Origin of the sequence: Dickeya undicola (genome assembly GCF_000784735.1) — a bacterium.
GTDB classification, from domain to species: domain Bacteria; phylum Pseudomonadota; class Gammaproteobacteria; order Enterobacterales; family Enterobacteriaceae; genus Dickeya; species Dickeya undicola.
The window spans coordinates 170,456-184,901 of sequence record NZ_JSYG01000032.1 but is presented as its reverse complement, the minus strand read 5'-3'; the positions used below and the strand labels follow the sequence as shown (position 1 = coordinate 184,901).

Annotated in this window: 13 protein-coding genes and 1 other RNA gene; 6 read left to right on the top strand and 8 right to left on the bottom strand. The window is 51.7% G+C overall.

All coding sequences use genetic code 11. The features are described 5' to 3' along the window. The first annotated feature begins 45 nt into the window (after positions 1-45). The 4 genes from OB87_RS14845 to amtB all read left to right on the top strand — a co-directional run bounded on the left by OB87_RS14845 (position 46) and on the right by amtB (position 5,562). Positions 46-1,812 carry a SmdA family multidrug ABC transporter permease/ATP-binding protein gene (locus OB87_RS14845; protein ID WP_033570188.1) on the top strand — a complete coding sequence of 589 codons (1,767 nt, stop codon included), beginning with the start codon at positions 46-48 and terminating at the stop codon, positions 1,810-1,812. Beyond that, positions 1,805-3,595, top strand: coding sequence for a SmdB family multidrug efflux ABC transporter permease/ATP-binding protein (locus OB87_RS14840; protein WP_033570187.1), 1,791 nt, complete (start codon positions 1,805-1,807; stop codon positions 3,593-3,595). Before OB87_RS14845 ends, OB87_RS14840 begins: the two co-directional genes overlap by 8 nt. Positions 3,596-3,888: 293 nt before the next feature. Then, entirely contained in the window at positions 3,889-4,227 is a 339-nt protein-coding gene (gene glnK, locus OB87_RS14835) for a P-II family nitrogen regulator (RefSeq protein ID WP_002208627.1), read from the top strand. 42 nt (positions 4,228-4,269) lie between these two features. Further along, positions 4,270-5,562 (top strand): ammonium transporter AmtB, encoded by a 1,293-nt coding sequence (gene amtB, locus OB87_RS14830; RefSeq protein ID WP_033570186.1) that lies wholly within the window; start codon positions 4,270-4,272, stop codon positions 5,560-5,562. A 91-nt stretch (positions 5,563-5,653) separates the two neighbouring features. Here amtB and tesB read toward each other — a convergent pair whose 3' ends face one another. After that, positions 5,654-6,517, bottom strand: a complete 864-nt coding sequence (gene tesB, locus OB87_RS14825) for an acyl-CoA thioesterase II (RefSeq protein WP_033570185.1) — start codon at positions 6,515-6,517, stop codon at positions 5,654-5,656. Positions 6,518-6,767: 250 nt separating this feature from the next. Between tesB and OB87_RS14820 the strand changes: the two genes are divergently transcribed. Then, positions 6,768-7,328, top strand: coding sequence for a YbaY family lipoprotein (locus OB87_RS14820; protein WP_033570184.1), 561 nt, complete (start codon positions 6,768-6,770; stop codon positions 7,326-7,328). 28 nt (positions 7,329-7,356) lie between these two features. Here the strand turns inward: OB87_RS14820 and OB87_RS14815 are convergent, their stop codons facing one another. Beyond that, positions 7,357-7,686 carry an MGMT family protein gene (locus tag OB87_RS14815; RefSeq protein WP_033570183.1) on the bottom strand — a complete coding sequence of 110 codons (330 nt, stop codon included), beginning with the start codon at positions 7,684-7,686 and terminating at the stop codon, positions 7,357-7,359. A gap of 166 nt (positions 7,687-7,852) precedes the next feature. On the opposite strand from OB87_RS14815, the gene ffs reads away from it, so the two are divergent. Continuing rightward, positions 7,853-7,949, top strand: an RNA gene (gene ffs, locus OB87_RS20005) — signal recognition particle sRNA small type. A 292-nt stretch (positions 7,950-8,241) separates the two neighbouring features. Here ffs and OB87_RS14810 read toward each other — a convergent pair. From OB87_RS14810 to OB87_RS14785, 6 genes are all read right to left on the bottom strand, one after another. Beyond that, the gene (locus tag OB87_RS14810; RefSeq protein WP_009114000.1) at positions 8,242-8,445 is read right to left on the bottom strand and encodes an HHA domain-containing protein; all 204 of its coding nucleotides are present in this window, start codon (positions 8,443-8,445) and stop codon (positions 8,242-8,244) included. A gap of 53 nt (positions 8,446-8,498) precedes the next feature. Continuing rightward, positions 8,499-8,867: an Hha toxicity modulator TomB gene (gene tomB, locus OB87_RS14805; RefSeq protein WP_033570182.1), complete on the bottom strand. Its 369-nt coding sequence runs from the start codon at positions 8,865-8,867 to the stop codon at positions 8,499-8,501. Between the two features lie 508 nt (positions 8,868-9,375). Beyond that, entirely contained in the window at positions 9,376-9,519 is a 144-nt protein-coding gene (gene ykgO, locus OB87_RS14800; RefSeq protein ID WP_013316871.1) for a type B 50S ribosomal protein L36, read from the bottom strand. Between the two features lie 15 nt (positions 9,520-9,534). Next, positions 9,535-9,786, bottom strand: coding sequence for a type B 50S ribosomal protein L31 (locus tag OB87_RS14795; RefSeq protein ID WP_033570181.1), 252 nt, complete (start codon positions 9,784-9,786; stop codon positions 9,535-9,537). Between the two features lie 173 nt (positions 9,787-9,959). After that, the gene (locus OB87_RS14790) at positions 9,960-13,106 is read right to left on the bottom strand and encodes an efflux RND transporter permease subunit (protein ID WP_033570180.1); all 3,147 of its coding nucleotides are present in this window, start codon (positions 13,104-13,106) and stop codon (positions 9,960-9,962) included. Between the two features lie 16 nt (positions 13,107-13,122). Continuing rightward, positions 13,123-14,316, bottom strand: a complete 1,194-nt coding sequence (locus OB87_RS14785) for an efflux RND transporter periplasmic adaptor subunit (RefSeq protein ID WP_033570179.1) — start codon at positions 14,314-14,316, stop codon at positions 13,123-13,125. Positions 14,317-14,446 lie beyond the last annotated feature (130 nt).

Sequence of the window (14,446 nt, the reverse complement as noted above, 5' to 3'; positions counted from 1 at the left end):
TCTGTTTTCCGCATCATAATTCTGTAGCTAATGGACTGAAATCGCGTGAGACTTTTTGTGCAACTAGGATGGTATTTCCGCCGTGAATGGAAGCGCTATCTGGGGGCGGTAATCCTATTGATTGTGATTGCTATCCTGCAATTGCTGCCGCCCAGACTGGTTGGCATCATTGTCGACGGCGTAACGCAGCGTCAAATGGCCACCGCTACGGTGCTGTGGTGGATTGGCGGAATTCTTCTGATTGCGTTATTGACCTATCTGTTGCGCTATTTCTGGCGTATCTGGCTATTTGGTGCTGCTTACCAACTGGCTGTTGAGTTGCGTGAAGATTTCTATCGCCAACTGAGCCGACAGCATCCTGCGTTTTATCTTCGTCATCGTACTGGAGACTTGATCGCCCGCGCGACCAATGATGTGGACCGTGTTGTCTTTGCCGCTGGAGAAGGGGTACTGACGCTGGTGGATTCGTTGGTGATGGGGTGTGCCGTGCTGGTAGTGATGTGTACCCAACTCAGTTGGCAACTGACGTTAATGGCGTTGGCACCGATGCCGTTGATGGCGGTAATTATCAAACGTTATGGCACACAGTTGCATCAGCGTTTCAAAGACGCGCAGGCGGCATTTTCTTCGCTTAATGACCATGCTCAGGAAAGCCTCACCAGTATTCGTATGATTAAAGCGTTTGGTTTGGAAGATCACCAGTCAGGCAGCTTCGCTCAGGTTGCCGCTGATGCCGGTCAGAAAAATATGCGAGTCGCGCGGGTGGATGCGCGTTTCGATCCGACGATTTATATCGCAGTGGCCTTCTCCAACCTGCTGGCGGTAGGTGGCGGGAGTTGGATGGTAATTAATGGTTCGATGACGTTGGGGTCGTTGACCAGCTTTGTGATGTACCTTGGCCTGATGATTTGGCCGATGTTGGCGCTGGCCTGGATGTTTAATATTGTCGAACGCGGCAGCGCCGCCTATAGCCGTATCCGTCAGCTCTTGTCTGAGGCACCGGTAGTGGTAGATGGTTCTCAGGCGTTACCTGCCCAGTCAGGGACGCTGGTTGCGGATATCACGGCCTTCCATTACCCAGGGCATTCAGCATCGGTACTTAATGATGTCCATTTTACGCTGGCACCGGGGAAGACTCTGGGGCTTTGCGGCCCGACCGGTTCTGGCAAGAGTACATTGCTGGCATTGCTACTGCGCTATTTTGATGTCGAGCAAGGGCTGATTAGCTATCAGCAACAGCCAATAAACCAGATCCGACTGGATGAGTTGCGGGGGCGCTTTGCGGTGGTTGGCCAGACGCCGTTCCTGTTTTCCGACTCGGTAGCCAACAATATTGCACTGGGACGCCCTGATGCCTCCCAGCAACAGATCGAAGACGCGGCGCGGCTGGCAAACGTGCATGACGACATTCTCCGCTTACCGCAGGGGTATCAGACTGAAGTCGGCGAGCGGGGGGTGATGCTGTCCGGCGGTCAGAAGCAGCGTATTGCTATTGCCCGCGCGCTGTTGCTGGACGCTGAAGTGCTGGTGCTGGATGACGCGTTGTCAGCGGTGGATGGCCGCACGGAGCACCAGATTTTGAGTAATTTACGTCAATGGGGACAGAAGCGAACGCTCATTATCAGCGCACATCGTTTATCGGCGCTGGCGGATGCCGATGAAATTCTGGTGTTGCAGCAAGGGCATGTGGCGCAACGTGGCGATCATGGGCAACTGTCGCAGCAGGCGGGGTGGTATCGCGATATGTATCGTTATCAGCAACTGGAAGCCGCGCTGGATGATTCACCCCATGAGGAGCGACCGAATGCGTAATTCCCAGGCATTATGGCCGACGCTGAAACGGTTGCTGGCTTACGGTCTGCCGTGGAAAAAAACGGTAGGGGCCGGGGTGTTGTTGCTGTGGGTGGCGGCGGGAGCAGAAGTGGCGGGACCGGTACTGGTCAGCTATTTCATTGACCATCTGGTGAGCAAAGGTGAATTTCCGCTAATGGTGGCAGCCGGGTTGGCGGCTGGATATATCGTGCTGCAGGGTATCGCGGCGTTATTGCATTATATCCAGGCGTTGATGTTTAACCGGGTGGCGGTTGGTGTCGTACAACAGTTGCGTATTGATGTGATGGATGCGGCGTTGCGTCAACCGTTAGCCGTGTTCGATACCCAACCGGTTGGGCAATTGATCTCCCGCGTGACCAACGATACGGAAGTGGTTCGCGATCTGTATGTGATGGTGGTGGGCAGCGTATTGCGCAGCGCGGCGCTGATTGGGGCGATGCTGATAGCCATGTTCAGTCTGGACTGGCGTATGGCGCTGGTGGCGCTGACCATTTTCCCGGCGGTTGCGATTGTCATGGTGATTTATCAGCGCTACAGCACGCCGATTGTTCGACGGATGCGCAGTTATCTGGCGGACATCAACGATGGTTTTAACGAGTCCATCAGCGGTATGAGCGTTATCCAGCAGTTCCGTCAGCAGAAACGCTTTGGCAAAAAGCTGAGTGACGCCAGTTGGTCACATTATGATGCGCGAATGCAGACGCTACGGCTGGACGGCTTCCTGCTGCGCCCGCTGTTGAGTTTGTTTTCGGCGTTGGTGATGTGTGGTCTGTTGTTGCAGTTTGGGTTCAGCTCCATCGGCGCCGGGGTTGGGGTGCTGTATGCCTTTATCAACTATCTGGGGCGTCTGAATGAGCCGCTGATTGAACTCACTACCCAGCAGTCAATGCTGCAACAGGCTGTTGTTGCGGGAGAACGTATTTTTGAACTGATGGACGGTGCCCGCCAGCGTTATGGGGCCGATATTTGTGCGCTGGAGAGTGGGCGTATCGATATCAATCAGGTGACGTTTTCTTACCATAAAGGCAAGCCGGTGTTGCATGACATCGAGTTACACGTGCCGGATCGAGGGTTTGTCGCATTGGTCGGGCATACCGGCAGTGGTAAGAGCACGCTGGCAAGTCTACTAATGGGCTATTACATGCCGGATAGGGGAGAAATCCGTCTGGATGATCGTCCATTGCCGACGTTGTCCCATCAGGTGTTGCGTCAGCATGTGGCAATGGTGCAACAGGACCCGGTCGTACTGGCGGATTCTATGTATGCCAATATCACGCTGGGGCGCGACATCAGTGAGGAACGCGTCTGGCAGGTACTGGAATCGGTGCAACTGGCTACGCTGGTGCGAGACATGCCGCAAGGTATTCATACTCGCATCGGTGAGCAAGGGAACAACCTGTCCGTTGGGCAAAAACAGCTGCTGGCGTTGGCCAGGGTACTGGTGGCTGCTCCCAGAATTCTGATTCTGGATGAAGCGACCGCCAATATCGATTCCGGCACCGAGCAGGCTATCCAGCGGGCATTGCGGTTGGTTCGATCTCATACCACGCTGGTGGTGATCGCGCATCGCCTGTCAACCATTGTCGAGGCGGACAACATTCTGGTACTGCACCATGGTAAAACGGTAGAGCAGGGAACTCACGAACAGTTGCTGACGAACGAAGGGCGTTATTACCAGATGTACCAGTTACAGCAGGCAAGCCGAGAGTTAGCCTTTTCGCAACCGCACGATTCTTCCAACCTGATATCGCAGGCACCATGACTGCCAATGCAGTGCAGCGTTTCGCACCATAACTTGGCAGAGCCGACCTTGTGGTACAGCGCGCTGCACTGAGATTAAGCGCGATGCACTATTTTTGTGCGTCGCGCGCTCCTGTTTTTCCCGTTCATTGTCCATACTTCATACAGCCATCTTCCTTTCGGTCCCTGCCGGTCGCGTTTTATCGTTTTTGCTTCGGGACAACATTTATGGCACACGATTTGCTTTGAGTGATGTGTGGACATATTTGAGAGTGACGGGCGCAGGCCTGAACTTACATGGTTAGGGGGATGAGGATGAAACTGGTTACTGTGGTAATTAAACCGTTCAAGCTGGAAGACGTACGCGAAGCATTGTCTTCTGTTGGCATCCAGGGGCTCACCGTCACTGAGGTGAAAGGGTTTGGGCGTCAGAAAGGTCATGCGGAACTGTATCGTGGCGCGGAGTACAGCGTTAACTTTTTGCCAAAAGTGAAAATTGATATCGCGATTGCCGATGACCAACTGGATGAAGTTATCGATGTCATCAGCAAAGCTGCCTACACCGGCAAGATTGGCGATGGCAAAATTTTTGTCGCGGAACTGCAGCGTGTCATCCGTATCCGCACCGGCGAAACTGACGAAGCCGCACTATAACAATTACCTGATTTAGCCTTATTAAATAGGGATGAAGAGAAAATGAAGAAACTTTCCTTGTCATTAGGTTTAGGGGCGGCTGCCATGCTTCCGGCATGGGCTATGGCGGATACGCCAGCGCCGGTGGCGGACAAAGCGGACAATGCATTCATGATGATTTGTACCGCATTGGTGCTGTTCATGACGATTCCAGGCCTGGCGCTGTTTTACGGCGGCCTGATTCGTAGCAAAAACGTGCTGTCCATGCTGACTCAGATTATGGTGGCTTTTGCGCTGGTTTGCATTCTGTGGGTGATTTATGGCTACAGCGTGGCATTCAGCACAGGTAGCCCGTTCTTCGGCAGCCTGACCAATTTCATGTTGAATGGTATTGATATTAACTCTGTCAGCGGTACTTTCTACCAGTTTATCCATGTGGCTTATCAGGCGTCCTTTGCTTGTATTACCGTGGGACTGGTGATTGGTGCACTGGGTGAGCGTATTCGTTTCTCTGCTGTACTGATCTTCTCTGCACTGTGGTTCACCTTGTCTTATCTGCCGATGACCCACATGGTATGGGGTGGCGGCTATCTGGCGGCAGACGGCGCGTTGGACTTCGCGGGCGGCACCGTTGTGCACATCAACGCCGCTGTGGCTGGTCTGGTTGGTGCGTTGCTGTTGGGCAAACGTGTTGGTTTCGGTAAAGAAGCGTTCAAACCACACAATCTGCCGATGGTCTTCCTGGGCACCGCAATCCTGTATATCGGCTGGTTCGGTTTCAATGCCGGGTCTGCTGCTGCTGCCAACAACATTGCGGGTCTGGCGTTCCTGACCACCGTGGTGGCGACAGCTGCTGCGATTTTGGCCTGGGTCGTGGGCGAATGGATTGGTCGTGGTAAACCCTCTCTGCTGGGGGCTTGTTCTGGCTGTATCGCTGGTCTGGTTGCCATTACACCGGCTGCGGGCACGGTGGGTATCGGCGGCGCGATGATTATCGGTTTTGCTGGTGGTTTTGCTGGCCTGTGGGGCGTGACCGTATTGAAAAAATGGCTGCGTGTCGATGATCCGTGTGATGTGTTCGGGGTTCACGGTGTATGCGGCATCGTCGGATGTCTGCTGACCGGCGTGTTCACCGCTTCATCGCTGGGTGGCACCGGTTATGCAGAAGGTGTGACCATGGCTCACCAGGTATGGGTACAGCTGTTTAGCGTAATCGTCGCTATCGTATGGTCTGGTGTTGCCGCCTTCATCTCCTTCAAGGTTGCGGATATTGCTGTCGGTCTGCGTGTACCGGAAGAGCAAGAGCGCGAAGGTCTGGACGTCAACAGTCACGGCGAAAATGCATACAACCAGTAATGCTTTTCGGTAACGGACAATAAAGTTACCGTCATAGACCCAATAAAAAACCACCTTGAAAAAGGTGGTTTTTTTATGTCGGGTAACCGGCCTACTGGCTGTGACGTCGAATAACGCCTTCCTGAACGCTGGATGCTACCAGCACCCCTTCACGAGTATAGAACTGTCCGCGAACAAACCCGCGAGCGCCAGAAGCTGAGGGGCTTTCAACTGAGTAAAGTAACCAGTCGTCCAGTCGGAATGGACGATGGAACCACATCGCGTGATCAATTGTCGCTACTTGCATTCCTCGCTCCAAAAATCCTACGCCATGTGGTTGCAGCGCCGTGAGTAGAAAGTGGCAATCGGAGGTATAGCCGAGCAGATATTGGTGGGCTCGCTCATCATCTGGCATGGTGCCATTGGCCCGACACCACACTTGCCTGACAGGAGGGGACGCTTCACCTTTCAAGGGATTATGAAATTTTACTGGGCGAATCTCTATCGGCCTGTCATTGGTAAAAACCTGACGCATCACCGGTGGAATCAGATGTTCCATACTGCGGGCGATGTCCTGTTCTGACGGTAAATCATCAGGCGGTATCACTTGCGGCATATCGTTTTGGTGCTCAAAGCCGCTTTCTCGTGTCTGGAAAGAGGCGGTCATGTAAAAAATAGAACGGCCATTCTGAATCGCGCTGACGCGTCTGGCGCTAAAACTGTTGCCGTCCCGCAGTGTTTCCACATCGTAGATAATCGGTTTCTGACTGTCGCCGGGAAGCAGGAAATAGCTGTGAAATGAATGCACGAATCGGTCAGCCGGTACGGTCTGTTTAGCGGCTGATAGTGCCTGACCAACCACTTGACCACCGAATACCTGACGTAACCCCAGATCCTGACTCTGGCCGCGGAACAGGCCTTCTTCCAGTTTTTCCAGATTTAGCAACTCGAGAAGATTTTGTAGTGCCTGGCTCATAGCTATGCCTTTGGGTTAATTGTTTTACTTTTGGATTAATCGTAGTTAAGCGAATAGCTCGTCGTTCATAAAAGAACGTTTTCCATCGAATTCAGATATGAAAATATTGGCAGGATCCGGGATGTTTTGTGCTTGCACGGTAACTATCGGAATTTTCCACCATAATTGTGATGCTGCTTGGTTCATACTTCTTAACAGGTGGCGGTTTTTCTGGCCGACATCCTGATAAAATAATTAAGGAGATTTACCTATGAGATTATGGCATATCTTTGGTGGTATTACGGTATCGATCGCGCTCTCCGGGTGTGTGAATAACCATGGTGTTGCTCCTGAAGCGACTGCGCCGACAGCGGGGCAGACTCAGACTCTTTCTCAACCAGTTAGCGGTATGCCCGCAGTGACCGGCACAGTCAATATTCGTCAGAAGATCGTGTTGCCGCCGGATTCGGTGCTGACAGTGACCGTATCCGATGCGTCGATTCCGGATGCGCCTTCTAAAGTGATCTCCCAGCGGGTTATTCGCACAGAGGGGCAGCAGGCACCATTTCGATTTGTGTTGCCTTATAACCCGGCGGAGATTCGGCCTGACGCGCGTATCCTGCTCAGCGCCGCTGTTGCCATTAATCACCGGGTAACATTGATTACCGAGCATGTGATGCCAGTAGTCAGCAATGGCGTGAATAATGCCGATCTGACATTGATACCTATTCCGACTGTACCGGTGCCAGCGAAGCCTGGTGGGTTCCTGACGCCAAATTCACCGGCAACGTCCGATGAGGGTATTCCAGATTCGTCATCGCAGTCATACTAATATCGTTAATCACGCTGGCGGTGCCTGCTTACAAGATATCCTGCACGTACCGCCAGCGAAATCTGTCCAGATCGATCTTTCCTTCCAAATCCAGTATCACGCCTTCAGATTGAAGAGCCGACTTTTGCCGCTGAAAGTCCGGACCAGTAAGCGAAATCTCTCCTTTTCGATTAATCACACGATACCAGGGTAATCGGCTGTTTTCAGGTAGCCCCCGCAATATGCCTCCTACCTGTCGTGCCGCTCGGGCTGAACCGGCAAGACGAGCGACATCGCCATAGGTAACGACGCAGCCGTAAGGAATCGCTGCGATAATGTGGATAACTCGCTGACGAAAATTGTCCGATTCGGTAATCATGGCGGGATCCAATATGTTGAAACCGATAGAGAATGAATGGTATTAGCAGTATAAAAGCAGGCGATGGGTAAGAAAACAGCGGTTAGGCGGCGGTAACTTGCAATTGCTCAGTTCATCGCTGATAATGCCCTCCGCCCCGTAGTTATGGGGCTGTCAATGGAGGCCCCGTTGGTTCTCCCGCAACACTAACCTGCGGACCCGGTCAGGTCCGGAAGGAAGCAGCCGCAGCAGGCGACGTGTGTGCCGGGATGTAGCTGGCGGGGCCTCCACCATTTCATGCATCATCCATTCTCTTCAGTACGTTCTTAATATTCCTGCCTGATGTTCTCTTAGTAAGAATACAGCATTTTTATACAATAAGTTCAGTGACACGGTTTCTGAGGGAAAGGTTCGATTTAATTCAAAGAGGAATGATTGGATTTATAAAGAGAAATTTAAGTAATGCGTGATACGTCTTGTTACAAAGGGTGCGCTGTTTTTTACAGTCCATAAAAAACAAAGGCCGATAAAATATCGGCACAGTGTCTTTATGTATTCAAGCTGCTGTTTTAATGCTTAGCGAACGTATTTCCACACAGCAGTCGGTACTTTGTCGTAAAGCTTATTCATCGTCAGCTCTGCCAGGCGGTGGTCAGCGGCTGAATAGAACATTTCAAGCTCATCGTTGGAAAGTTCGTACTTGTTTTTTTCTATCACACGCTCAAGTGTGTCAATGGTTGTGCATTTACGCAAACGCATTAAATAGTCGATTTTTTTCATAGTGACCTTGTTAATTTTCCTGGATTTAAATTAAGTATGAGGCAAATTATTGCTTAAGTTTTTACTACCGTACAGCTGCTCTTTTCTGAGAACATTCTGAATAATTGTGACTTGGATTTTTTCCATTTCTGCAACTCGGCGTCATTTATACCGTAGTTGCTGAAAAGAATATAAGTGTCGTCCAGATATTTCTCAACCCGTTCACATAACGCCGCTTCATGCGGGTATTTAATTTTGTAGGTAACAACAAATGCCGCAATATGCTCGATAAGTTCGTTTAGCTGAAGATTGACCGCAGAAGTCGGATCATTCACCCAGCCACGACTGCTGTCACCTAATGTAGCGATACTCTCGTCGTGCAGATTTTCACACAAGAATCTGAGTTGGGCAATATCATAATGTTGAGGTGTGTACTCATCCATTTCTATCCCTCCGTAAGCTACGATTCAGTGTCACTTAGGGCCACCACTCGGCCAGACAGGTGGTGTGATGAAGTGCAGAAGATAGAATGCCCCTCAGTATGCCTCAATTCCCTTAATCTTAAGACGAACAGGGGTAACACGGTGAATGCCAGAGAATGACTCGACGTCACTGTCAACGATCATTCTGAATTCATTATAGCAAAAAAGCCAACGTTTACGGTGTGGTCGAACCAATTTTATGACGATTGCTACCATCGGTGTGGGCTGCTTCCGGTGAGCCGTGATATATTTATCGGCCACTGGAACAAGTATATTTAATTTTTTTCGACGTTAGCAAGAATCACTGTGTTAATTAGTTTTTCTGGCTTGTCTTTATTTGTAAAGATTGTGATGGAGTGAAAAGATACTTATTTTATCTTTTTGTTTTATAAGGGGATTGATGAGGGGTTGCGAAGAGAGAAGGTGTGGGGATGAGCACACCTTCCGATAATTTTTGAGCAAATAATAATTAGCGTTTTTTCTTTTTCCGTCCCTGAACCGCGTTGAAACGCGGGTTGCTCTTACAGATAACATAGACACGCCCGCGGCGTTTAACCACGATACAGTCTTTATGACGCGTTTTGGCGCTGCGAAGAGAACTTAATACCTGCATAGATAATTCCCCAGATTACGATTTTAGAAAACGCCCGAAACGCTGTTGGAAACGCGCTGCGCTACCTTCTTTAGCGTATTCTTTCTGCTTGCCGGTGTAATAAGGATGAGAGGCGGAAGAAACGTCGATAGTGACGTAAGGATAGACTTCGCCTTCGAGCTCATAGGTTCTATCGGTCTTGATAGTCGAGCCGATTTTATAAAATACATTCTCACTGGTATCGTGGAACAGGACAGTGCGATAGGTGGGATGGATACCCGCTTTCATAACAGCCTCATTTGTTATGTTATAACATATCTTTTATTTTGCGCTTTTTTGATGTGATGATCAACATTACGATTTACGAGGAGATTGTGGGGCAGGGGAAGAAAGGAATGCGAGTGAGGGCTGAGTGAAAAGAAAAAGGCCGCTGAGCGGCCTTTTAGAAGCAATATAACGCGTTAGTGACTGGTCTGGGAGTGCTCGTGATGTGCGTCGTCCGCTTCTTTTTTCTTACCGAAGCGGCGGCGTACCACCACAAAGAAGACCGGCACAAAGTAGATAGCCAGCACGGTGGCGGTGATCATCCCGCCCATTACGCCAGTACCAACCGCATTCTGCGCGCCGGAACCTGCACCGGTACTGATTACCAATGGCACTACACCCAGAATGAATGCCAGCGATGTCATCAGAATAGGACGCAGACGCATACGTACAGCCTCTAGCGTCGCCTCCACCAACCCTTTCCCTTCTTTCTCCATCAGGTCCTTAGCGAACTCGACGATCAGAATGGCGTTCTTGGCGGACAAACCGATGGTTGTTAACAGGCCGACCTTAAAGTAGACATCGTTCTCCAGTCCACGTAAGCCTGCTGCAACTACCGCACCAAACACACCCAGCGGTACAACCAGCATAACGGAGAAGGGGATTGACCAGCTTTCATACAGTGCCGCCAGACACAGGAATACCACGATGGCAGAGATAATGAGCAACGCAGGTGCCTGGTTACCAGCCAGTCGTTCCTGATAGGACATTCCCGTCCAGTCGAAGCCGATTCCCGGTGGTAATTGCGCTGCCAGTTCTTCCATCAGAGTCATGGCTTCACCCGTACTCTTGCCGGGAGCTGCTTCACCAACCAATTCTACCGATGGCAGGCCGTTGTAACGTTCCAAACGCGGTGAACCGTATTCCCAGTGCGCGGAAGCAAACGCTGAGAAGGGGACCATCTGACCGGAGGTGCCGCGGACATACCATTTCTGGATATCGTTGGGCAGCATACGGAATTTGGCTTCTGCCTGAACGTACACCTTTTTCACCCTACCGCGATCGATAAAGTCATTGACGTAGGTTCCCCCCAACGCGGTGGACAGTGTTGCGTTGATGGTGGCAATTGACACCCCGAGCGATTCCGCTTTTTCCTGATCGATTTCAAGCCGGTACTCTGGCATGTCTTCCATCCCGTTGGGACGAACACGCACCAGCGTATCAGGATGCTGGGCAATCATTCCCAGCAACTGGTTACGGGCAGCCATCAGCTTATCGTGACCAAGGTTGTTCTGATCGATCAACTCAAAGTCAAAACCACTGGCAGTACCCAGTTCGACGATCGCCGGTATGTTGAACGGGATAACCATCGCTTCTTTGATTTGAGAGAAAGCACCAAAAGCGCGACCAATAATTGCGTCAACCTTGTTGGCTGCGCCAGTTCGCTCGTCCCAGTCTTTCAGGCTGGCGAAGGCAATACCCATGTTCTGTCCACGACCAGCAAAACCGAAGCCGTTAACGGTAAATACCGAGTTCACGTTATCTTTTTCGTGTTGCAGGTAATAATCGTTAACCTGATCAAGCACTTTCTGTGTGCTTTCCTGGGTTGCGCCTGCCGGCAACTGTACCATTGTCAGTAATACGCCCTGGTCTTCCTGCGGCAGGAAGGAGCTTGGCAGACGGGTAAACATCAGGCCCAATCCAGCCACGACAATCAGGTAGACCACCACATAGCGACCAGTGCTGCGCAGGATATTGGCGACACTACTGGTGTAGTGATGGGTACTTTTATCAAAAAGACGGTTGAACCAGCCAAAAAAGCCTTTCTTCTCGCCATGATTGACAACCGGTTTTAGGATGGTTGCACACAGCGCCGGTGTCAGGATCATTGCTACCAGTACCGACAACACCATGGCGGAGACGATGGTAATCGAGAACTGGCGGTAGATAGCGCCGGTAGACCCACCCGAGAACGCCATCGGAATGAATACGGCCGACAGCACCAGAGCAATACCGACCAGTGCTCCCTGAATTTGCCCCATGGACTTGCGGGTGGCTTCCTTGGGCGATAGCCCTTCCTCCGCCATCACACGTTCCACGTTTTCCACCACAACGATGGCGTCGTCCACCAACAGACCGATGGCGAGCACCATGGCGAACATGGTCAGGGTGTTAATCGAGTAGCCGAAAGCTGACAGGATGGCGAACGTTCCCAGCAATACCACCGGCACGGCAATAGTCGGAATCAGTGTGGCGCGGAAGTTCTGCAAGAACAGATACATCACCACGAACACCAACACAATGGCTTCAACCAGCGTTTTCACCACCTCGTAAATAGAGATTTTTACGAACGGGGTGGTGTCATATGGATAAACCACTTTCATACCGGCAGGGAAGGTCGACTGCAATTTAGCAATTTCTGCTTTTACCGCTGTGGCGGTATCCAGCGCGTTAGCGCCAGTGGCGAGCTTAATCCCCAAACCTGAAGCTGGGCGGCCATTGTAACGAGCGATAGTGGTGTAGCTTTCGCCGCCAAGCTCGATACGGGCAACGTTACTCAGGCGAACTTGTGAGCCGTCCTGATTCACTTTGAGCAGAATATTGCCGAACTGCTCCGGTGAATTCAGTCGGGTCTGCGCAATAATCGATGCATTCAGCTTTTGACCGGGAACCGGCGGCGTACCGCCAAGCTGACCCGCGGCGATTTGGTTGTTCTGCACCTGAATCGCGGTGACGACATCGCTGGTGGTGAGCTGGTAGTTGTTCAGTTTGTCCGGGTCGAGCCAGATACGCATCGCGTACTGGGCACCGAACAGCTGAGTATCACCCACACCGCGTACGCGGCTGATCGGGTCTTTGATGCTGGCACCGACGAAGTCTGCGATGTCCTGCTGGGTCATGTTGTTATCATCGCTGACAAAGCCTAACACCATCAGAAAACTGCTGCTGGATTTCTGCACGCTCACGCCTTGCTGTTGCACTTCCTGCGGCAGCAGAGGCGTGGCCAGTTGCAGTTTGTTCTGCACCTGAACCTGCGCGATATCCGGGTCGGCATCGGCATCAAATGTCAGCGTGATTTGCACGGTGCCCGACGAGTCACTGTTGGAGGACATATACAGTAACTTGTCGATCCCGTTCATGTTCTGCTCGATAACCTGCGTGACGGTATCTTGCAGGGTTTTCGCATCCGCACCTGGGTAGTTAGCGGTAATCTGAACCGCGGGAGGGGCGATGGTTGGGTACTGCGCAATAGGCAACTTCAGGATTGCCAGTGTCCCGGTGAGCATCACCATAATGGCGATGACCCAGGCAAAAATCGGGCGATCTATGAAAAACTTGGCCATGGATTACCGGCTCCTGTTAAGACTTAGCGGGTTGGGACTGCGGTTGCTGCTGTTGCGCGTTACCTGCGGCCACTTCCTGCGCTTTTACCTGCATACCCGGTCTGATTTTTTGCAGGCCTGTCACGATGATACGGTCACCCGGTTTGACGCCAGATGTCACCATCCATTGGTCGCCGATGGCCTGGCCAGTGGTGATTGGGTGGACTTCCACTTTATCGCCTTCACCGACTACCATCACGGTAGCATCGCCACGTGGTGTGCGGCTCACGCCTTGCTGAGGCACCAGAATCGCGTTGGGCGTGACGCCGGAATCCATCTGTGCACGGACAAACATCCCCGGCAGCAGATTGTGATCCGGATTAGGGAACACCGCGCGCAGTGTGATGGAACCGGTGGTTTCATCTACTGTGACGTCGGAGAATTCCAGTGTCCCAGGCTGGTTATAACGAGTGCCGTTATCCAGCGTCAGCTGAACCTTGGCCTTGCCATTGGTCTGTTGCAGGGTGCCGTTTTCCAATTCCTTTTTCAGACGCAGGAAATCGTTGGTGGACTGAGTAACGTCTACATAGATTGGATCCAGTTGCTGGATAGTCGTCAGCGCTGTCGTCTGCGCATTGGACACCAGCGCACCTTCCGTCACGGTGGATTTACCGACACGACCGGTAATCGGGGCCGTCACACGCGTATAGTTCAGGCTAATCTGGGCGTTGTCGAGAGTGGCTTTCGCTGCCGCTGCTGCCGCCTCGGTCTGGCGTGCGGTAGCCACTGCCTGATCGTAATCCTGCTTGCTGACATAGTTAGTGCCGAGCAGCGGTTTGTAGCGGTTAACGGTCAGCCGTGCGATCTCTGCGTTGGCCTGAGCCTGGGCCAGCGCCGCTTTGGCATTGTTATACTGTGCCTGATAGGTGGCCGGATCAATCTGATACAGCGATGTACCCGCTTTGACGTCACTCCCTTCCACAAAGTTACGCTTCAGAATAATACCGTTCACCTGAGGGCGTACTTCGGCAATACGATAGGCGCTTGTGCGTCCCGGCAGCTCGGTGACGATATTCAGATTTTGTGATTTTATCGTAACGATACCGACTTCCGGAGCGCCTCCCTGGTGGGCTCCGCCTTGAGAAGCCTGGTTGTCACATCCTGTGAGTACGAGGCCGCCAGAAAGCATCAACATAGCCGCCAGAGGCGTAAGCCTTCTGTTTTTATTCATAGATAAACCCCAAGTATCCGATTTTTAATTGACCAATGGATCACAAGCTTTTAAACCCATTGCTGCGATAAATTCAGGCTCGTGCTATGTTACATACATCCGTGAATGTATGTAAATCTCGCTTCCCTTG